Genomic DNA, 19,149 nt, shown 5'->3' with positions numbered 1-19,149 from the left:
CTCGCGTAAAGTAATTCGAGGTTCAGGGAGAGCGGTTCTTCTCCAGGAACACGAGATGCGCCCATAGCTCAGCTGGATAGAGCGTCTGTCTACGGAACAGAAGGTCAGGGGTTCGAATCCCTTTGGGCGCACATGCAAGGTCCGCACCGGTTCGCCGGTGCGGACCTTTTGTTTTACGCCGTGTTACCTCCGCCGTCGGATTCCTGCGCGAAGCCGCCGGCCTGCGCCTCCATCTTGGCCGCTCCTGTCACCGCCCCGGCGTAGGCTTTTCCCCATGATGCCCGAGGCTGTTGAGCGCGAATTTGATGTAGTGGTGATCGGCGCAGGCGCCGTGGGGGAAAACGTGGCCGACCGGGTGGTGCAGGGCGGACTGACGGCCGTATTGGTGGAAGCGGAACTGGTGGGTGGCGAATGCTCCTACTGGGCCTGCATGCCGTCCAAGGCACTCCTGCGGCCCGGAACTGCGTTGCATGGCGCGCAGACCGCGCCGGGCGCCAAGGAAGCAGTCACCCGCACGCTGGATGCATCAGCCGTCCTGAAGCGCCGCGACTACATGACCTCCAATTGGCAGGATGACAGCCAGGTGTCATGGGTCAAGGAGACGGGGATCGAACTGGTCCGTGGCCACGCCTGGCTTACGGCACCGAAAACTGTGGAGGTGGCCGGACTGGACGGAACATCGCACCTGCTCCGGGCACGCCAGGCGGTGGTCCTGGCCACGGGCTCGATGCCCAACACTCCCCCGATCGAAGGGCTGGAGGACTTGCAGGTGTGGGGCACCCGCGAAGCCACTTCCGCCAAAGAGGTCCCGGGGCGGCTCGCCGTCCTTGGGGGCGGCGTAGCGGGCACCGAATTGGCCCAGGCTTTCGCGCGCATGGGATCAGCCGTAACGCTCGTGGCGCGCAGCGGAGTGTTGGGCAACTTCCCCCGGGAAGCCGCTCGCCTGGTGGCTGCGGGACTGCGCGCCGACGGTGTGGAACTGCGCCTAAACACGGCCACCGAGCGAATCACCGGGAACGACGACGGCACATTCACCCTGGCGCTGGGCGACGGAACTACCGTGACGTCGGACAAAGTCCTTGTCTCCACCGGCCGCCACCCCGCCCTGGAAGGACTGGGCCTTGAAAGCCTTGGCTTTGAAGCGGACAAGGACGGCCGCCTGGCCCTTGCCACGGACAACACGGGCCTGGTCCAGGGGACCCCCGGAAACGAACCGTGGCTGTATGCGGTGGGAGACGCCGCCGGACACAACCTCTATACGCACCAAGGCAAATACGAGGCCCGGGCCACCGGTGACGCCATCGCTGCCCGCGCCAGCGGGGAACTCGCAGGCACCCCTGCCGACTGGAGCCGGTACGCGCAGACAGCCAGCCGGCATGCGGTACCGAGCGTGGTCTTCACGGATCCCGAACTGGCCTCCGTGGGCCGCACCTTGGAAAAGGCGCTGAAAGACGGCTACAACGCCTCCTCGGTAGAGCTTCCAATCCAGGTGGCCGGTTCCTCGCTGCACTCCGAAAACTACGAGGGCTGGGCCCAGCTGGTTGTGGACGAAGGCCGCAAAGTGCTCCTCGGCGCCACTTTCGCGGGCCCCGATGTTGCGGAGCTGCTTCATGCCGCAACCATTGCCGTCGTGGGCGAAGTGCCCTTGGACCGGCTTTGGCACGCTGTTCCCTCCTACCCCACCATCAGCGAGGTGTGGCTGCGCCTACTGGAGAAGTACGGCCTCTGATTCCTTATTTGAACTGACCGGTCAGTTTTGTTAAGCTGGAAGAGCCACACTCCCCGCGAAAGGGCTTCCTTGCTTTCAGCGCACCAGCTCCACGTCAAAGGCCGCCGCAATCCCCTGTTCCCGCCCACCTCGCTACAGGTGACGCGGGGCCAACTGCTCCTGGTCGCCGGCGGGCGCCAGGACCACCGGACGGCCCTTGCCCTGGTCCTGAGCGGCAGGATGAAAGCCAGCGGCGGGATGCTCAGCTGGGATTCCCATCAGCGCATCCGGCAACTGCGGCTTGCCAGTGCACTCGTTGACTCCCCCGGAGTCAACGAGCCTGAACAGCACCTGAGCGTCCGCGACCTGGTAACGGAGGACCTGGCTCTTGTGCCACGCCGCTACCGGGGGGCCCTGCTGAGCGGACCCTGGCTCAAGGTCAATAGCTTCGAGGACATTGCCGATCTGTGGACCGAACAACTGGACGCGCGCCGGCGGCTCGAGCTCCTCACCTCGCTGGCCCTGGCCAATCCCCGCACCGACTTGCTGGTGGTGGACTCGCCGGACCGGCACAGCGCGGACGACGGCGACTGGTTGCCGCGGCTGCGGCAGCTGGCGTCCGACGGCGGGCGGCCGCTCGCCGTCGTGGCTACCGTCAGCGCCCTCCCGCAGGCATGGACCGGCCCAACAGCTGTGATCGGGAACGCCGGGCAGCAGGACCGCAATGGGGATGGGGGCGAAGTGGAGCCGCAGGACGCTGTGGACCAGCCAGACCACCAGGACACCGAACGTGAAACAGAGGTTGCCAAGTGACCGTACTGCGGCTGGCCCGCTCCGAACTCAAACGCATGACCGGTGGCCTGCTGCCCAAGCTGACCATCCTTGCGCTGACCATGGTGCCCCTCTTGTACGGTGCGGTCTACCTGTACGCCAATTGGGATCCGTACGGCAACCTGGACCACCTGGATGCGGCGCTGGTTGTTGAGGACTCAGGTGCCACTGCCAGCGACGGCACCCACTTGGCCGCCGGGAGCAAGGTGGCGGAGAGCCTGGTGGAAGGCAATGTCTTCCACTGGGTGCCGGTGGCCAGCACAGAAGAAGCGGACCGGGGCGTCAGTGACGGTGAGTACGCGTTTGCCCTGAAGATCCCGAAGGACTTTTCCGCGAACCTCGTTTCGCCGGGCAGTTTCGACTCGGCCAGCCAGGCCATGCTGAATGTCACTACCAACGATGCGAACAACTACCTCCTGAGCACCATCGTGGACAAGCTGACCACCTCGGTGCACAGCACGGTGGCCACGGAAGTGGGCGAGGAGACGGCCAACCAGCTGTTGACGGGCTTTGGCACCATCCACACCCGGATGCTCCAGGCTGCGGACGGCGCCGGCAAGCTCGCCGAGGGCGTGGAACAGCTCCGGGATGGCTCGGCCACCCTGCATGAGGGAACCGCCGGGCTCAGTACCGGCGCGGGTGACCTCTATGCGGGGCAGCTGAAGCTGCGGGACGGCGCGAACCAGCTGACCGACGGCGCCGGCCAGCTCAGCAGCGGCCTGTCCGTCCTCAAGGACAGGACCGCGTCGTTGCCCACCGACACCCAGACCCTCGCCTCCGGAGCCGCGCAGGTGGCTGCCGGCAATGCACAGTTGAACGCGAAGTTCCAGGACGTGGCCGGGCAACTGGAAGCCGCCGACCAGGGGCTCCGCACGCGGGTGGTCGAGTCGAATACCAGGCTGATCGCCGCCGGAGTCCTGACCCAGGAGCAGGCGGACAGCATCCTGGCGGACTTCGACGCCGTGGCAGCGTCCAGCCCCGTTGCAGCGGCGAAGGCAAGAATCCAGACGGACGCTGCCCAGGTCCAGCAGCTGGCCGACGGGGCCGAGTCCGTCAGCGTCGGCGCGGCGCAGCTCGCGTCGGGAACCCCGGCACTCAAGGACGCCGTCCAGCAGGCCTCCAGCGGAGCCGACCAGCTGCACACCGGGGCCGCCACACTGGCCACCGGCGAACAAGCAGCACTGGACGGCACCGCCAGCCTGGCCGACGGCGCGCGAAAGCTCGACGCCGGTGCGGGCCAGCTGGCGGCAGGGGCTGCCACTGCCGCTGATGGCTCCCGTACCCTTGCGGACGAGATCGGCAAGGGGGCAGGGCAGGTACCCAACCCCGACGACGCCCAGAAGAGCAACCTGTCCCGGGTCATGGCCGATCCCGTTGCCGTCAGCAACGTCTCGCAGGCGAAAGCAGACTCCTACGGGGCAGGGCTTGCGCCGTTCTTCCTCACCCTGGCGTTGTGGATCGGCATCTTCATGCTGGTGCAGGTCATGCGTCCCATCACGCAGCGGGCCCTCGCATCCAACGCGCCGTCCTGGAAGATCGCGGCAGGCGGCTGGCTTCCATTCCTGGCCGTATCCGCGGTGCAGGCCACCCTCCTCACCCTGGTGGTGAACCTGGCGCTCGGACTGAACCCCGTCCACCCGGTCCTGATGTGGCTTTTCATGCTGGCGGCGGCCATGGCCTTCAGCGCCATCATCCAGGGCGTCGTTGCGCTGCTGGGGTCGCCCGGCAAACTGGTGGTGCTGATCCTGCTGGTGCTCCAGCTGGTGTCCTCCGGCGGCACGTTCCCTTGGCAGACCACTCCGGAGCCCCTCCACCTGGCGCACCAGATCCTGCCGATGGGCTACGTGGTCACGGGCATGCGGCACCTGGTCTACGGCGCCGACCTGTCCATGATCGTCCCCACGGTACTCGGGCTCCTGGGGTACACCCTGCTCGGGGCAGGGATGTCCACGCTGGCCGTCCGCAGGAGTAAGTATTGGACGCTTAAGACGCTCAAACCGGAGATCGCGGTATGACCCCCGGGCCGGCGGCCGCAGCAAAGGGGCTCCGGCCGGCACGGACCACGGCAACCCGGCAGAAGCTCTTTGACGCCTCCATGGAACTCATTGGCGAACGCGGCGCCGCCAACGTCACCGTGGACGAAATCGCCCACGCCGCCGGGGTATCCAAAGGCACCGTCTACTACAACTTCGGCAGCAAGTCCGAACTTATCGCGCAGCTGCTTCGGCACGGCGTCGACATCCTCAAGGCCCGCCTGCTCGGTTCCGCCGCGGAGCCGGCGAAAGATCCGCTGCTGGCCATGGAAGCCATGATCGGGCAGGCCATGGATTTCATGGCCGAGTACCCGTCCTTCGCCCGGCTTTGGGTCAGTGAGAACTGGCGGACGCCGAGCGAATGGCAGGGCACCTTCGCCATTTTGCGCAGTGAGCTGCTGGCTGTTATCGCGCAGGCGGTTGACGGCGTGGCCAAGGCGTATCCGGTGGATGAATCAGTGTCCCGGGGCAGCCTGGAGACCGCAATCTTTGGTGCGTGCTTTGTGGTGGGGCTGGACCGGCAGACGTACAACCCCGAGCGCAGCCGTGACCAAAGCGTTGCGGCAATCATGGCCATCATGCGCGGCTACGTCCTGCAGCGGCCTGCTCCTCAGGGATGATGGTGCACATGCGCCACATGGGGAACAGCGGAAGATTTGCGGTCATCACCGGCATCGTCGCCGCGGGGCTGCTGGTGCTCACGGGAATGACGCTCGCGGAGCCGGTATTCGTCGCGTTCCTTGGCGTCCTGGCCCTTGCCTACCTGTCGGCGATCGGTGAGGTCCTGGCCCGCGGGCGGCGGCTGGTTTTGCTGGCCGCCGGCGCCGGCACCAGCCTCACGGTCGGGTTCGCCCTGGCCTTTCTCAGCACCTGGGAGCTGGCGTTCGACGGCGAGTCGTCGTTCCTGGGCACACCCCTCCCCACGGATGATCCGGACAACTACTTCATGGGTGCCGCAGCATCCGCCGTGGCCACGTTCCTGTTCCTCTTCCTCGGCGCTGCCTGGCCGGCGGGCAGGCGGGCGTCGCCGCCCCGCCGTCCCGTTCCCCATCGGCGGGCTGCCGCAATTTCCAGGCCGGCCGCCAAAGGCACGCCGGCAAAGGGCACAGCAGCCAGGGGCGCTGCGGCGAACGGCACTGCGGCTCAGCGCCGCTCCGGATCACGCGCACCGGCACGCCTGCCCGCACCAGCCAAGCGCCCGTCGTCGTCCTCTTCGCCGGCGCTCAGGCCCGCACCCAAACCTGGTGCCGGTTCCACCCGGCGACGCTGACGCCGCCCTCCAGTGGTGAGCACCGCGGTCGCCACCCCACCCAGGAGCAGCAGCCCGCCAGCCAGCTCGGGAGGTGTCGGCACCTCCCCCAGTGCCAGCCAGGCGGCTGTCATGCCCACGACGGGGACCAGCAAAGTAAACGGCACTACGGCCGACGACGGATGGCTGGCCAGGAGCCGGTTCCAGATGCCGTAGCCCACAAGCGAAGCAAAAACGGCCGTGTAGAGCGCAGTCAGGATAGTGGCTGCCGGCAGACTGGTGAGCGTGGCGAGGACGGTGCCCGGGCCGTCCACGAGCAGTGAAAGCGCGCTGAGGGGCACGGGAACCACCGCCCCGGACCAGACCACCAGGCCGAGTCCCGAGGCCGCCTTCGCTTTCCGGGCAATGACGTTTCCAACAGCCCAGGACAGGGCCGCTGCCAGTACGATCACAAGCGGCAGCAGCGGTGCCACGGCGCTCCTGCCCACCGCCACGACGGCGAGGCCCGCCACGCCCAGGACGACGCCGGCCAGCTGCCGGCGGCTCGGCCGCTCACCCAGGAACCCGGCGGCCAGGAGGACGGTCAGCAGCACCTGGGCCTGCAGCACGAGCGACGCCAGTCCTGCCGGCATCCCCAGGGCCATGGACAGATAGAGGAGGCCGAACTGGCCTGCACTCATGAAGAGCCCGACGCCGATGATTGCCTTCCAGCTGACGTCCGGTTTTCTGATGAAGAAGATCCACGGCAAAACCACCAGGACGAAGCGCATGGCCACGAACAGGAGCGGGGGCACATCGGCACCGCCCGGGTGCAGGCCGATGTCAATCGCCACGAAGTTCAGGCCCCACAGCACGGCCACCAGCACTGCAAGCAGGGAGTCTCGGAGGTTCACGCTCCTACTCTGCCAGAGCCGGGGCTAGTGGGCGCGGGGCACCTTGAACCTCGTGATCCTGGCATCCTGCCCGTCCAGCTCCGCCCACGGCTTCTCCGTCTCGAGCACCGTGAGCGCGCTGGTGGGAAACCGGGTGGCTGCGTCCATATAGGCGTCGTGGTCGGAATCGCGGGAAGCCAGGTGCATGGCCAGGTCCTGCACGCCTGGCAGGTGGGAGATCAGCATGAGCGTGGTCACCGTATCCGGGACGTGGTTGATGACCGAGAGCATCCGAAGGGCCGAGGCGGCGTAGAGCCCGTCCTCCAGCTTCGGAGTGGGTGCCTTGTCCCCCAGTTCGGAACACACCCAGGTGCAGGTCTGCCGCGTGCGCAATGCGCTCGAGCAGAGGATGAAGTCCGGGACGATGTTGTGCTTGAGCAGCCAACGCCCGGCCAGCGGCGCTTCCCGGTGCCCGCGTTCCTCCAGCGGCCGCTCATGATCGGGCACGCCGCCCGGCCAGTCGGCCTTGGCATGGCGCATGATCACAAGCCGTCGAAGATGGTGCTCCCTCATGCCCCAAGCTTAACGAACAAGCGCCCGCCCCCAAGGGGCGGGCGCCTGCCAGGCGGTACGGGTCAGATTGAGTACTCCGGAGCGGCCCAGACCACAACTTCGGGGTGCTCGTAGAACCGGTAGCCCTGGCCACGGACGGTGCGGACCGTGTTGGCCAGGCGGCCCAGCTTGGAGCGGAGGCGGCGGATGTGGACGTCGATGGTGCGCTCGTTAGGCACTTCCTCGGCGTTCCGCCACAGGCCTTCGAGCAGTTCGTCGCGGCCCACGGTGCGGGTGCCGTTCTCCACCAGGTAGTTGAGGAGTTCGAATTCCTTGAACGTCAGGTTGAGCGATTCGCCGTCGAGGTGGACCTCGCGGCGGGCAAGGTCAATGAGCACGCCGGACGGGCGCGGTTCCTGGGGCTGCTGCGGGCGCGGCGTCTCGGTGCGCTGGCGGGAGTTCACGGTGGGGTCGCCGAAGGTGGAACGAACGACGTCGAGCGCGGAACCGGGGGTGCCGGCAGGGGCAACCGCAACGGCTGCGTAGCTCTCAGCACCGGTCACCAGGGACTGGGCGTAAGCGCGGATCTCCTGGGCGAGCTTGGCGATGGAGGTGCCTGCCGCCGCGGCAGTTTCCTCGTCAATGCCCATGTACAGGACGAACCCGCGGGCCACGTTGTCGTTTGCTACGGGGCGGACGGCGTTGGGTCCGGCCACCACAGGCGTGGGTGCAGTGACAGGTGCGGAGTCGGCCGCGGGAACGGCGCGGAGCTGCCCGTAGGAGTTGGGGTTGTAGCCCTGCGGCGCGTAGCCCTGGGCGGGAAAGCTGCTTCCGGAAGAAGGCGAGAGCGACGGGCGGGGGCCAAAGCCGGGACGCAGGCCGGAGGGCTGGCCGGCCTTCGCGGCGTTGCGGACAGAGATGTGGACGTATCCGGATGCAACAGACATGGATTGCTTACCTCAATGTGAATGGCCGCCATCGCGGCTCGAATGCTGGGTTTTCCCGCAATGCGAACTGGGGAGGGGCGCCCGACGCTGGGCTGGGGGGCGAATGCCTAAGAACTTCGAAGGGTGGAGAAGGTCAGGCGTGCATTCGACAACAGCGCATGTCGGCAGCAGCTGATGTGCTGGGCCAATATTCTGCGGCTGCAGGTGCTGTTGAGTTCTTGTTCACATTGGAAGTGTGCAGCGTAACAATGGCAACTTGCAAGTAACAATGGACCGGATCGTCCGAATAGTGAGACGAAATGCTCTATTGTGGCGCAGATCACGATTCTGGAAGAAGCGAAAGAATAACGTTCGTTATCCGTTCTGATGTCTAAAAAGGCCCCTTCTGCCGAACGTTATTCGGCAGGCAAGCACTCAGGATTCCTTTCATTCAACTGAGTGCGAAATGCCAAAATCACTCCCCATGCCGTGGGACTGTGTCCAGCGGCGCGCGGAGCGGGACAAGAAAATCTTGCCGACAGGCCGGTGGGACCGGCTTCCTTGCCCGTCCAGCGTCCTGCGCCGGGGATTCACAGCCTGGTCACAGGAACCCCATGGCCAGGCTATATCCAACGATTGGAGAGTTGCCTCACGGCCACTTCGCACTCCATGACCAACAACCTCCCCCAGCAGCAGAAGGTACCGGCGGCCCGGGCTTGTCCATTCTGCAATCAGTGATTGAGGCTCACGGGACGGGTAACGGTAGCATCACGGCCGGGCCGCACCGCGTTTGCCCTGCAGCTGCCAGTGAGACCGTCGTCACTGCAAGCCGACGCGCCGTGGTCGTGATGTCCGTTACCTAAATGTGACTTAAGCGCCCGGTTCCTGTACCGTCGATTAAGTACGGTTCCCGTTCGGGCCGTGTATCCGGATGACGCCAAACTCTGCCACTTCCCGGATTCCGAATTGATCGAAGGCAGAGGCGGGGGACCCACCGTCCCGGGTATTGACTGCCCTTGGGGTTAAGCCAGCACGTGATTTTTCCGTGTGGCCGGATGCCCTCATCCGAACCCGACAGCTAACTCCGCAGGTGTGAGAGGCGATTCACCATGTTCAAATTCCCGGTAAAACCGCGGCCAAAAAACGGCTCCGACAACGACGCCCAGCGTCCCGAAGGCAGTAAGTTCACCCTGGGCCAACGCGCCGCAGTCCTCGTGGCGTCCGGTGCACTGCTTGTGGGAGTAGGCGCCGCAGGCCAGGCAACGGATGGTTTGATTCCTGCCGCATCAACCTCGAACACTGCGACGGCCGAGTCCGATGCGCAGATGAGCATCGAGAAGAGCGAGATCCGGTCCAACCCGGCCGAGTCCCCTGCTCCCGCTGAAATCAACGTTGTTCCACAGGCCGCCGAACCGGCCCCGGCGCCCGCACCGGAGCCAGCCCCCGCCGCGGAACCTGCTCCGGCACCCGAGCCTGCGCCCGCACCCGAGCTGGCCCCCGTCGTCGCGGTCAACGACCCCGCCGGCGCCCAGGCCTACGCCGCAGGGCAGCTCGGTTCCTACGGCTGGGCGCAGGACCAGATGCAGTGCCTGGTGACGCTGTGGACCAAGGAATCCGACTGGACCACCACGGCCACCAACCCCAGCAGCGGCGCATACGGCATCGTGCAGTCCCTGCCCGCCGAGAAGATGGCGAGCGCCGGTGCGGACTACCTCACCAACTACCGCACGCAGATCAACTGGGGCCTGAACTACATCAAGGAGCGCTACCAGTCCCCCTGTGGCGCGCTGAACTTCCACCTGTCCAACAACTGGTACTGAGCAGCCCTGCTGCCGCTGATTCTCCCCGGCCTTCGCGCATCACAGGCGTGAAAGCCGGGGAGTTTTCCTGTTAAGAGTCCCGTCCCGGGATGTACTGCACGGCCCACCTGTTACCGTCCGGGTCTGCGAAGTAGACGAAGTGGCCCCAGTCCTGCACGTCCACGTCGCTGACGTCCACGCCGTTCTCCTTCAAATGGCGATGCGCGGCCTCAATGTCGTTGACAACCAGCTGGAGGTTGGATCCCGTACCCGGAGGGGCGTCCGTAAGCCCTTCTCCGATGCAGATCGAGCAGGCGGAGCCAGGCGGGGTCAGCTGGACGAATCGGATGGAGTCGGTGGGCCGCTGGTCGAAATCGGCGTTGAAGCCCACCTTGTTGACGTAAAAGTCCTTGGCACGGTCCACATCGGACACAGGGACAAACACAAGTTCAAGTTTCCAGTCCATGGGCACAGGCTACGGGCGGGCCGCCGAATGCGGAAGACTCGCCCGGCCGGTTCAGCCTGCGATGCCGTACAGGCGGTCGCCCGCGTCCCCGAGTCCCGGGACAATGTAGGACTTGCTGTTCAGCTTCTCGTCGATGGAGGCCAGGACGATGGTCACGTTAGCGTCCGAGAGTTCCTCCTCCAGCTTGGCAAGGCCTTCGGGTGCGGCCAACAGGCAGATGCACGTGACGTCCGAGGCGCCGCGCTTGAACAGGAACTTGATGGCTTCCCGCAGGGTTCCGCCAGTGGCTAGCATCGGGTCCAGGACGAAGATCTGCCGGTCGGTGAGATCCTCCGGGAGACGTTCGGCATAGGTGATGATGTCCAGGGTTTCCTCGTCCCGGGCCATGCCCAGGAATCCCACTTCGGCGGTGGGGACCAGCTTGGTCATGCCCTCGAGCATTCCCAGGCCGGCGCGAAGGATGGGGACAACCAGGGGGGTGGGTTTGGTGAACGCGGTACCCACGGTGGTGCTGACCGGAGTCTCGATGGTGACGGGTTCGGTGCGGACCTCGCGGGTTGCCTCGTAGGCCAGGAGGGTCACCAGTTCTTCGGTCAGCTGCCGGAACACCGGAGACGGGGTGTTCTTGTCCCGCAGGACGGTGAGCTTATGGGCGACGAGCGGGTGGTCCACAACGAGAGTTCGCATTCGTCAAAACTATCACCCGGCGTTATCGGTCCCGCGCCCGCCGTGGCCGTCGTGATGCATGGCCTCGGCCACCACGTCGCGCACCACGGGATGCTCGAAATCTGGTGCCGGTCCGGCGTGTTCCTTCCGCCTGGTCAGATGGAACAGCCGGTGGGCAAGGATCACCATCGCCACCCAGGCCAGGCCCAGCAGCCAGCCGGCCATCACATCCGTCAGCCAGTGGTGCCCCAGGAACACCCGGCTCAAGCCCATGGCGATGATAAAGATCACGCCCGCCGTGATGGCCGTGATGCGTACCCAAAGTTTGTAGAACTGGAGGCACAGGATATACAGCAGCACACCGATCACCACCGTGGTGTTCAGGGTGTGGCCGCTGGGGAAGGACGGCGAGGTTTCATAGGGCGGCACTGCCTCCGAATGGTCGGGGCGGGACCGGCCGACCAACCGCTTGCTCAGCGTGGTGGCCGTGGTGGACACGGCGGCGGCGCCGCCAACCAGGATGACGGGCCGCCACGACCTGCTCAGGAACGTCAGCCACGCGGTCAGGATACTCGCGAGGATGGGCATCCCGATTCCGCCGCCAATGTTGGTGAAGCCGGTGACGAAGGCGTCCGTTTCCGGGTTCCGCAAGGACTGGAAATAATCGAGGGCGGGAATGTCCAGGCTTGCCAAGCCTTCCTCATCCACCACGTCCGAATACACTTCGGCGCCCAGCAGTGCCATGGCGAGCACCAGGGCGCCGCCGATGATCATGGTCAGCCAGAGGGCGGCATAGGGTTTGAACCACTTGTCCACGCGGTCTCGGACGGTGCTCATTCTGCCTCCCAGCAAGTTGCGTCACGGGCCCTGGGTATCCTTCGAAACTATCATTGAGCCATGGTCTCCGCTGGGAAACACGACACGTGGATGGGTCTCGCCCTCGCAGAGGCCCGCCGCGCCCTGGACACCGCGGACGTGCCGATTGGCGCCGTGGTGCTGGGGCCCGACGGCGCCGTGCTGGGTTCCGGGCGCAACCAGCGGGAGGAGCTTGGCGACCCCACAGCCCACGCGGAGGTGGTGGCCATCCGACGGGCTGCGGAGCGGTTGCGGGAACTTGCGGCGCTCGAGGGCGGGACGGCCGACGGCTGGCGGCTGTCCGACTGCACGCTGGTGGTCACCCTGGAACCGTGCGCCATGTGCGCGGGCGCAATCGTCCTGGCCCGGATTCCGCGCGTGGTCTTCGGCGCCTGGGATGAGAAGGCCGGCGCCGCGGGTTCCGTGTTCGATGTCCTCCGCGAGCGCCGGCTGAACCATTGGGTGGAGGTCTACCCCGGTGTGCGGGAAGCGGAGTGCGGGGCACTGCTCCGCGACTTCTTCGCGGGGCACCGGAGCCGTTTATAGCGGGACGTTCCCTAGGTGGGCTCCATTTCCCGATTCGCCAACGCGTCCAGCACGGTGCCGGCCGTCTGGTCCCAACCCGGTAGGCGGTCCCGGGCCGCCAGTGCGGCTGCACGCCATTCGTTTCTGGTTTCCGGATCCTCCAGCCAGCGACGCAGTACGCCGGCGAGCCTGGCGGGATTTTCCTGGTCCCCGGGCGCAAGCGGCACCGCCGTCCCGGGAAGCCGGGCGCCGCCGTCGTCCTTAACAAGTTGCGCCAGCCCCAGCGCTTCCACAGCCCCTGTCCCCTGGCGTACCACTACCGGGATGCCCCGGGCCAGCGACTCCGTGACCACCATGCCGAATGCCTCGACGCGGGATACCAGCAGGCTCAGGTCGGCGGCGTCCCACTCACGATCCAGAGCGCTCCCGAGAAGTTCGCCCGTAAGGCGGATCCGGCTGTCCAGCCCGTGGGCGGCAACGGAGGCGCGCACGTTTGCCGCATAGTCCGGGTCCGCCTGGTCCGATCCCACCAGGGCGGCCGACCACTCCAGGTCCTTGACCAGTGTCAGGGCTTCCACCGTGAGCAGCTGGTCCTTGTTGGGCAGGTGCGCCGCCATGACAATGAGGCGGGGCGGCCGGGATCCGGACGCCACCGGCGCCGAATCGACGCCGGGAAGTGCCACGTGGATGCGGGACATCCCGTGCCGCGCCTGCAGGGTTGCCGCCGTGCTGGTGCTGGTGGAGATGATGCCGGCAGCTGCCCGCATGGCCCGGGCTTCACGATCAAGTGGCCGGGGATCCTCCGTTTTATCAACCGTCATATGCGCCAGCACCCAGGCTTTGCGCCCCGCCTTGGCCGCGTACTCCAGCTCGTCGGGGGCACCTACGGCTACCAGGCCGTCCACGATGACCAGGGCCGGCTTCCGCTCCGCCTCCTGTTCCCAGGCTCCCAGAAGGCTTCCGAACCGGCGTCGGTCTTTTGCTGAGGCTTCCGGCCAGGACCCTTCAACGGGCACCACCTCAACATCGGCCCCGAGGTCCGTCATCCCGCGGACCAGCCGGGCGTTGTACGCGTTGCCGCCGGAGTGATGGCGGATGTTTGCGGGAACCAGCAGGCGGATGGGGAGCATGGATCTAGCCGGCCAGGTCCAGGGAGTAGGTGGCCCAGGCGTCCGGATTTTCGCGCAGGGTGACGTCGATGCCGTCAAGGTGACGGCCGTCGTCGTGGTCCTTGATCTTGTCTGCAACCGCGTGCGCGATGTACTGGGCAAGCGCTTCGGTGGTACTGAGCTTGCCTGCGAAGTCGGCGTGCTCGTCCAGGTTGCGGTAGTTCAACCCCGCCAGGACGTCCTCGATCACTGTTCCGGCGGCGCCGATGTCCAGGACGATCGCGTCATCGTTCAGGGCACGACGGCGGAATGCCACCTCCGCGACGAACGTGGCCCCGTGCAGGGCCTGGGCCGGGCCGAACGATTCCCGCGGCAGGCTGTGGGCGATCATGAAGTGGCGGCGGACGGTCAGGCTGAACATGCGTTACCTCTGGTCTGTGGAGTTGATGGGAGCTGATTCCTGCAGTTCCCCGGTGTCCTGGCGGTACTCGATGACGTGGCACAGGGCCTCGAGGGTGCCGTGGGCGAGGCCCTGCACCACGTCCGGCAGGTCAGCGAACGGCGACGAACCGGTGAGGAATGCATCGAACACCGGATCTTTCAGGAGGGACACGGCAAGCTGCAGGCGGTCCGCGCTGGTACGGCGGTGGCGGCGGGCACGGGCCACGACGCCCACCTGGCTGGCCCTGATGGACAGGCGCCTCGCGTGGAAGTCTTCGCCGAGGGGCAGGGTGACTTCCCGGTTGGCGTACCAGGACATCTCAATGACGTCCCCTTCGTCGCCAACCAGCTGGAGGCTCCGCTCCAGGCCTTCCTGCGATGCGGAGCAGTGGAACACGATGTCACAGTCGGCCAGGGCGGCATCCGGGTGGGCGAAGTCAACGCCCAGGGTGTCCGCCAGCTGTTTCCGGCCAGGGTTCAGGTCAACCAGCTGGAGTCGGGAGAGTGGGAATGTGCGCAGGAGCGTGGCCACCATGCCGCCTACCAGGCCTGCACCCACCACCGCAACCCGGTCCCCCAGTCGGGGTCCGGCCTCCCATAGTGCGTTGACAGCGGTTTCCACGGTTCCGGTGAGGACCGCGCGTTGTGAAGGGACGTCGTCGGGAATCCTTGTCAGCTCGGCGACTGGAAGCACGTAGCGGTCCTGATGCGGGTTCAGGCAGAAAACCCGCTGGCCCTTCCACTCGTCCGGGCCTTCCTCCACCACACCCACCGACAGGTATCCGTACTTCACCGGTCCCGGGAACTGCCCCTCCTGGTGGGGTGCCCGCATCTCCTCGGCGACCCGCGGCGGGACGGCGCCGCTGTGGACTACCATCTCCGTGCCTTTACTGATGCCGGAGTAGAGGGCGCGGACAAGGGCTTCGCCGGGGCCCGGCGCCGGGATGTCCTCGGACCGGAGCTCGCCATGTTCCCGTGCAGTGGTCCAGTAGGCGGTCGCGTGGACGGGCTTTTGTGAATTCGTCATCTTGCTGACGAATCTAGCTGGACTGGTGCCCATGGGAAAGTCCGACGGCGGGTGACAGCACTACCAGTCCCGCTCAGTGGCTAAGACAGGCACCTCACAAGGGTCAGTTCAAGCAGGCTTCGGTCCCCCGGAAGTTCGCCAGACATAAATCCCGGCGGCCAGTGTGGTGGTTCCCAGTCCTGGTGTTCGCTCTTGTAGTGCCGGCCGGCGGGTAGGTCCAGCCGGGTGGTTGGTTTTTTGTTGCCGGGGTGGGTTTCCAGCGGCTGGTGTGTTTCATCCGGTGGTGCCTGGGGAAGGGCTGTCCGAGGTTGGTGATTCCGGTGGCGCCGCCGTGGTGCCAGGCGAGCAGGTGGTCGGCTTCGTTGTCCGGCGAGGAGTTGCTGCACCCCGGGAACGGGCACTTGCCGTCCCTGAGCCGAAGCCAGTTCCGCATCGCCTTCGTCAACCGGTAACTGGTCCGGCCGATCTCCAACGGGGCCCCGTCCCGCGGATCCACCAGCACCCGGTAAAACCATCCCGCCCCCTCGGCAACGAGCTTCCTCGCCATCGACGCCGGGACCGGGCCCTGGCCGTCCAGGACCGCGGGTTCATCCGTGAGCCCGAGCAGGGAGAACACCGGGACAGTCACCAGCACCTGCGCCTGCGGGGACGGCACCACCACCGGGCCGCCCGCCGGGCCGGTGCCGGCGCGGTCCGGCGCACCAAGGAGCGCGGCGGCACCGAGATCAGCCATCAACTGGGAAAGGGTGCGGGCCTCGTGCGGGCCCTGCAGTCCGCGGGCCAGGGCCCTGGTCCGGTTCCACACGGCGTTGGCTTTGTCGGCGGGCAGGAACAGCGAGACCCAGCCCATCGCGTCCCGGTCCGGTGAGTATTCCATCCGCCGGCCCGCCACCGCCTTGGCGTGACGGGTCCCGATCGATTCGGGATGGTGGCGTTCCCGCCACGACCGCACCTTCCGCCGCAACCGCGCCGGCGGCAACTCCCCCGCAACACCCCCAGCGCCGGCCCCGTCAAGGCCCGTGCCAAGTCCATCCACGCACAGGAAGCGTGCCTCCAGGGCCGCCAAACCCGCAGCGTCCAGGCCCGTGGCCTCGTCCACCAGGACCTGGGCGTTCTGCCACGACACCGCCCCGGCCTGCAACGCATCCAAAGCCGCCGGCAACGAGCCGGTCAACGCACGCGCCGCACCGACCAGCGCACCCGCCCCGGCTCCCCGATCGTCAGGACGCAGGCGACCTCCGCGACCACAGCCATCTGCTGCCCGGCAGCCCACTGGGAACTGCAGGCCGGTTCCTCCAAGGCAGCGGCAGCCTCCGCGTACCCGGCCACCAACCGCACCTTCACCGCGGCGGCCGCAGCCTCGATCCTGGCAATCAGCGCCAACCCGTCCAAACAGTCGCCGGCGTACCGCCGCAACGGATCAACACCATCAGCGGCTACATCATCGGAAACCGCGCCCGGACCACCGGCAACAACGCCAGCAACCCCTTCAACAAAACCAGCCACCAACGCCACAGCAGCAGCAATACCGCCACCACCGCCCGCGTCCGTGACCGCTTCCGTGTTCATACTCAAAGCCTGGCAGGATTGGTACGACATTTTCCGGCCCTGGAGTCAGCTGGTTCCCGCCCCCGTTTTGGGGATGTGCGCCTCGCTCCGGTACCCTATTGAGGTTGGTGACGTGTCCGAGCGGCCGAAGGTGCAACACTCGAAATGTTGTTTGGTGTAAAAGCCAACGTGGGTTCAAATCCCACCGTCACCGCCAATAAGAAGGCCCCTCTTCCTGTACCGGAAGAGGGGCCTTCTGCTTCGTCGGCTCGGTTGCCTGGCGCTTTAGAGCCGGGTGTCGAAGGAACCGCAGAACACGTTTTCGTTGAACGTGCCCTGGAACGCCGTCTTGCCCTGGATCTTGTCGATGGCTGCCCGGATGGCCTCGCGCGTCCCGGCATGGGCATGGATGGCCGTCTTCACCATGGGAACATCGATCAGGTGGTTCGGCTGGTTGAGCGAAACGAACACTGTGGGCACTTCCGTGACGTACCAGGGAATCTCGGCGGCCATGGGGGCGGACCATTTGATGCGAATGGCTGCCTCCTGGGCAAACCCCTTGACGTTGGCGAAAACGAAGGCGGCGTCGTACTTCTCCGGGTAGTCCGCCGTGGCTTCCTCCGACAGGACGGTCATGAAGTTCACTCCCGCCTCCCCCGCAGCTTCGCGCTGTTCGGCAGTCCGGAAGACGTGCACTTCGAAGCCGGCGGCTTCGAGTTCCTCCTTGACAGTGTCCAGGTAGGCCAGCGGGTCGGCCCGGGTAAAGTCCGAGCCGCCGGAAATGCCGTACAGGCGAATCCGCGGGTGGGTTTCGGGAGTGATCGGAAGATTCCCCGCTGTATCCTTGACCAGCGTTACCGTCTTGTCCGCGACCTCGGCCGCAATGGCCCGGTGCGCAGCACTGCCAATGGCGGAGAGCCCCTCAGCCGGCGGCACCAGTTCCTCCACCGCCTTCCGGTGCAGCCCCAGCGAAGCCTTCAGCCCAAGGATCCGCCGCAGGGCATCATGCAGCCGCTCCTCGGTAACGACGCCGGACTTGTACCCTTCCAGCATGTACTGGAAGTCCTCCGCGGGGTTGCGGAAGAACAGGAACATGTCGCAGCCGGCGGCGATGGTGGCAGGCACCAGGTCCTTGCGCTTCATCGCCTGGGTGAGGCCCACCATGAGCGATGCGTCGGTGAGGATCAGCCCGTTGAAGCCAAGTTCACCGCGGAGCAGGTCCTGCAACAGCTCAGGTGAGAGCGTGGCGGGCAGGATGTCCTTGTCCTCGATGCCTGGCCTGAAGTGCCGGGACAGTTCCGGTGCGCCGATGTGCCCCACCATGATGGACTGCACCCCGTGGGAGATCATCTCGCGGTACACATGCCCGTAGGTCCGGTTCCACTCCTCGTAGCCGAAGGTGTTGTAGGACGTCACCACATGCTGGTCCCGTTCATCAACACCGTCGCCCGGGAAGTGCTTCATGGCGCAGACAGTGGGCGATTCACTGATCCCGTCGAAGTACTCCTTGGCCCGCTCCACCACGACGTCCGGGGTGTTGCCGAACGAACGCGTTGAAACCACTGTGTTCCGCCAGTTGTAGTGGATGTCCACGATCGGCGCGAATGCCCAGTTGCAGCCAAGGGCGGCGGTTTCAACCCCGGCCACCTGGCCCATCTGCCGGGCAATGCCCTTGTCCGGGTGCGACCCCGCCTGCAGGTGGGTGGAGACGAACGTCCCGTCGTCGCAGCTTCCAGCACCTCCCATCTCCGGGTTGGATGCAACCAGCAGCGGAATCCGGGACCTGGACTGCGCGTACCGGATGTGTTCCTGCACGGCAGCGGAGGGACCTGGACGGTATCGCATGCCTCCCACGTGGTAGGTGTCCAGCACGCCGTCGAGGTACTCCGGTGAATAGCTGTTGTTGTGGTTGATGAACAGCTGCCCAATCTTCTCCTCAAGGCTCATGGCACCAATGGTGCCTTCCACCCAGGCGATGGCCTCGCCGTCGAGGTTGAACGGCGGTGCCGCCAGGTCCACGCCGGGCTGCCGCGGCCGGGTGCCGGTCCCGGCAGGGGCGGGACGGACGACGGCGGCAAGGTTCGCCAGTGCCGAGGCCACCACTTCGTCAACAGGGGCGGCGATGTCGACGACGAACCCTGCTTCGTCGGCCTGGAGCGGTTCGAGGGTGGCGAGTTGGGAGTCGAGGAGGGTGGTGGGCATGAAGTGCCCGGTCCGGCCTTCGAGGCGCTGGCTGAGGACTTCCCTGCTGCCGTGCAGGTGCAGGAAGACGGTGTCAGGCGCCTTGGCGCGAATGGCGTCACGGTAGCTTCGCCGCAGCGCGGAGCAGGCGAGCACCAGCCCGCCGTCTCCGGCGTTGGCCAACTCGGAGCCCACGGTGGCGAGCCAGGGCCAGCGGTCATCGTCCGTGAGGGGTGTGCCGGCCGCCATTTTGGCAACGTTCTCCACCGGGTGGAGCGAATCACCGTCGAGGAACGGGACGCCGAGTTCGCGTGCCACGAGGTCGCCGATGGTGGTTTTGCCGCACCCGGACACGCCCATG

16 protein-coding genes, 2 tRNA genes, 1 pseudogene and 1 riboswitch are annotated in these 19,149 nt (G+C 66.3%); of the genes and pseudogenes, 8 read left to right on the top strand and 11 right to left on the bottom strand.

Annotation, left to right across the window (positions count from 1 at the left end; genetic code table 11):
* The first annotated feature begins 57 nt into the window (after window positions 1–57).
* From AC5RUU_RS07455 to AC5RUU_RS07435, 5 genes are all read left to right on the top strand, one after another.
* Window positions 58–131 (top strand) — tRNA-Arg (locus AC5RUU_RS07455).
* Window positions 132–274: 143 nt separating this feature from the next.
* Window positions 275–1,729 carry a dihydrolipoyl dehydrogenase family protein gene (locus AC5RUU_RS07450; protein WP_493974564.1) on the top strand — a complete coding sequence of 485 codons (1,455 nt, stop codon included), beginning with the start codon at window positions 275–277 and terminating at the stop codon, window positions 1,727–1,729.
* 69 nt (window positions 1,730–1,798) lie between these two features.
* On the top strand, window positions 1,799–2,521 hold the full coding sequence (locus tag AC5RUU_RS07445; RefSeq protein ID WP_493974563.1) for an ABC transporter ATP-binding protein: 723 nt from the start codon (window positions 1,799–1,801) through the stop codon (window positions 2,519–2,521).
* The gene (locus AC5RUU_RS07440) at window positions 2,518–4,554 is read left to right on the top strand and encodes a YhgE/Pip family protein (protein ID WP_493974562.1); all 2,037 of its coding nucleotides are present in this window, start codon (window positions 2,518–2,520) and stop codon (window positions 4,552–4,554) included. Before AC5RUU_RS07445 ends, AC5RUU_RS07440 begins: the two co-directional genes overlap by 4 nt.
* Complete coding sequence (locus tag AC5RUU_RS07435; RefSeq protein WP_493974561.1) at window positions 4,551–5,192, top strand: TetR/AcrR family transcriptional regulator; 642 nt, start codon at window positions 4,551–4,553, stop codon at window positions 5,190–5,192. The genes AC5RUU_RS07440 and AC5RUU_RS07435 overlap by 4 nt, the downstream gene beginning before the upstream one ends.
* Before the next feature lie 523 nt (window positions 5,193–5,715).
* Here the strand turns inward: AC5RUU_RS07435 and AC5RUU_RS07430 are convergent.
* From AC5RUU_RS07430 to AC5RUU_RS07420, 3 genes are all read right to left on the bottom strand, one after another.
* Window positions 5,716–6,714, bottom strand: coding sequence for an EamA family transporter (locus AC5RUU_RS07430; RefSeq protein WP_493974560.1), 999 nt, complete (start codon window positions 6,712–6,714; stop codon window positions 5,716–5,718).
* Window positions 6,715–6,738: 24 nt separating this feature from the next.
* Window positions 6,739–7,266: a SixA phosphatase family protein gene (locus tag AC5RUU_RS07425; RefSeq protein WP_493974559.1), complete on the bottom strand. Its 528-nt coding sequence runs from the start codon at window positions 7,264–7,266 to the stop codon at window positions 6,739–6,741.
* Between the two features lie 62 nt (window positions 7,267–7,328).
* Window positions 7,329–8,192 carry a winged helix-turn-helix domain-containing protein gene (locus AC5RUU_RS07420; RefSeq protein WP_493974558.1) on the bottom strand — a complete coding sequence of 288 codons (864 nt, stop codon included), beginning with the start codon at window positions 8,190–8,192 and terminating at the stop codon, window positions 7,329–7,331.
* A 928-nt stretch (window positions 8,193–9,120) separates the two neighbouring features.
* Window positions 9,121–9,275: riboswitch (cyclic di-AMP (ydaO/yuaA leader) on the top strand.
* A 5-nt stretch (window positions 9,276–9,280) separates the two neighbouring features.
* Here AC5RUU_RS07420 and AC5RUU_RS07415 point away from each other — a divergent pair.
* Window positions 9,281–9,991 (top strand): aggregation-promoting factor C-terminal-like domain-containing protein, encoded by a 711-nt coding sequence (locus AC5RUU_RS07415; protein ID WP_493974557.1) that lies wholly within the window; start codon window positions 9,281–9,283, stop codon window positions 9,989–9,991.
* A 70-nt stretch (window positions 9,992–10,061) separates the two neighbouring features.
* Here the strand turns inward: AC5RUU_RS07415 and AC5RUU_RS07410 are convergent, their stop codons facing one another.
* From AC5RUU_RS07410 to AC5RUU_RS07400, 3 genes are read right to left on the bottom strand one after another with little or no spacing between them, the layout of a single operon-like run.
* Window positions 10,062–10,436 (bottom strand): glyoxalase superfamily protein, encoded by a 375-nt coding sequence (locus tag AC5RUU_RS07410; protein ID WP_493974556.1) that lies wholly within the window; start codon window positions 10,434–10,436, stop codon window positions 10,062–10,064.
* Between the two features lie 51 nt (window positions 10,437–10,487).
* On the bottom strand, window positions 10,488–11,123 hold the full coding sequence (upp, locus tag AC5RUU_RS07405; protein ID WP_493974555.1) for a uracil phosphoribosyltransferase: 636 nt from the start codon (window positions 11,121–11,123) through the stop codon (window positions 10,488–10,490).
* A gap of 12 nt (window positions 11,124–11,135) precedes the next feature.
* Window positions 11,136–11,939, bottom strand: coding sequence for a phosphatase PAP2 family protein (locus AC5RUU_RS07400; RefSeq protein WP_493974554.1), 804 nt, complete (start codon window positions 11,937–11,939; stop codon window positions 11,136–11,138).
* A 60-nt stretch (window positions 11,940–11,999) separates the two neighbouring features.
* Between AC5RUU_RS07400 and AC5RUU_RS07395 the strand changes: the two genes are divergently transcribed.
* A complete protein-coding gene (locus AC5RUU_RS07395; protein WP_493974553.1) occupies window positions 12,000–12,503 on the top strand; it encodes a nucleoside deaminase in 504 nt (167 codons plus the stop codon).
* Between the two features lie 11 nt (window positions 12,504–12,514).
* Here the strand turns inward: AC5RUU_RS07395 and AC5RUU_RS07390 are convergent, their stop codons facing one another.
* From AC5RUU_RS07390 to AC5RUU_RS07375, 4 genes and pseudogenes are all read right to left on the bottom strand, one after another.
* Window positions 12,515–13,612: a glycosyltransferase family 4 protein gene (locus AC5RUU_RS07390; RefSeq protein ID WP_493974552.1), complete on the bottom strand. Its 1,098-nt coding sequence runs from the start codon at window positions 13,610–13,612 to the stop codon at window positions 12,515–12,517.
* Window positions 13,613–13,616: 4 nt separating this feature from the next.
* Window positions 13,617–14,012 (bottom strand): 6-pyruvoyl trahydropterin synthase family protein, encoded by a 396-nt coding sequence (locus tag AC5RUU_RS07385; protein WP_493974551.1) that lies wholly within the window; start codon window positions 14,010–14,012, stop codon window positions 13,617–13,619.
* Between the two features lie 3 nt (window positions 14,013–14,015).
* Window positions 14,016–15,059, bottom strand: coding sequence for a zinc-dependent alcohol dehydrogenase (locus AC5RUU_RS07380; protein ID WP_493974550.1), 1,044 nt, complete (start codon window positions 15,057–15,059; stop codon window positions 14,016–14,018).
* An 80-nt stretch (window positions 15,060–15,139) separates the two neighbouring features.
* Window positions 15,140–16,628, bottom strand: a pseudogene (locus AC5RUU_RS07375) (HNH endonuclease signature motif containing protein).
* 106 nt (window positions 16,629–16,734) lie between these two features.
* Between AC5RUU_RS07375 and AC5RUU_RS07370 the strand changes: the two are divergent.
* Window positions 16,735–16,824, top strand: a tRNA-Ser gene (locus AC5RUU_RS07370).
* A 68-nt stretch (window positions 16,825–16,892) separates the two neighbouring features.
* Here AC5RUU_RS07370 and AC5RUU_RS07365 read toward each other — a convergent pair.
* Window positions 16,893–19,148 (bottom strand): gluconokinase, GntK/IdnK-type, encoded by a 2,256-nt coding sequence (locus AC5RUU_RS07365; protein ID WP_493974629.1) that lies wholly within the window; start codon window positions 19,146–19,148, stop codon window positions 16,893–16,895.
* Window position 19,149: the final 1 nt, after the last annotated feature.

Source organism: Arthrobacter sp. K4-10C (assembly GCF_059090085.1).
Note: the sequence above shows the minus strand (reverse complement) of the source record. Positions and strands in the feature narration are given on the sequence as shown.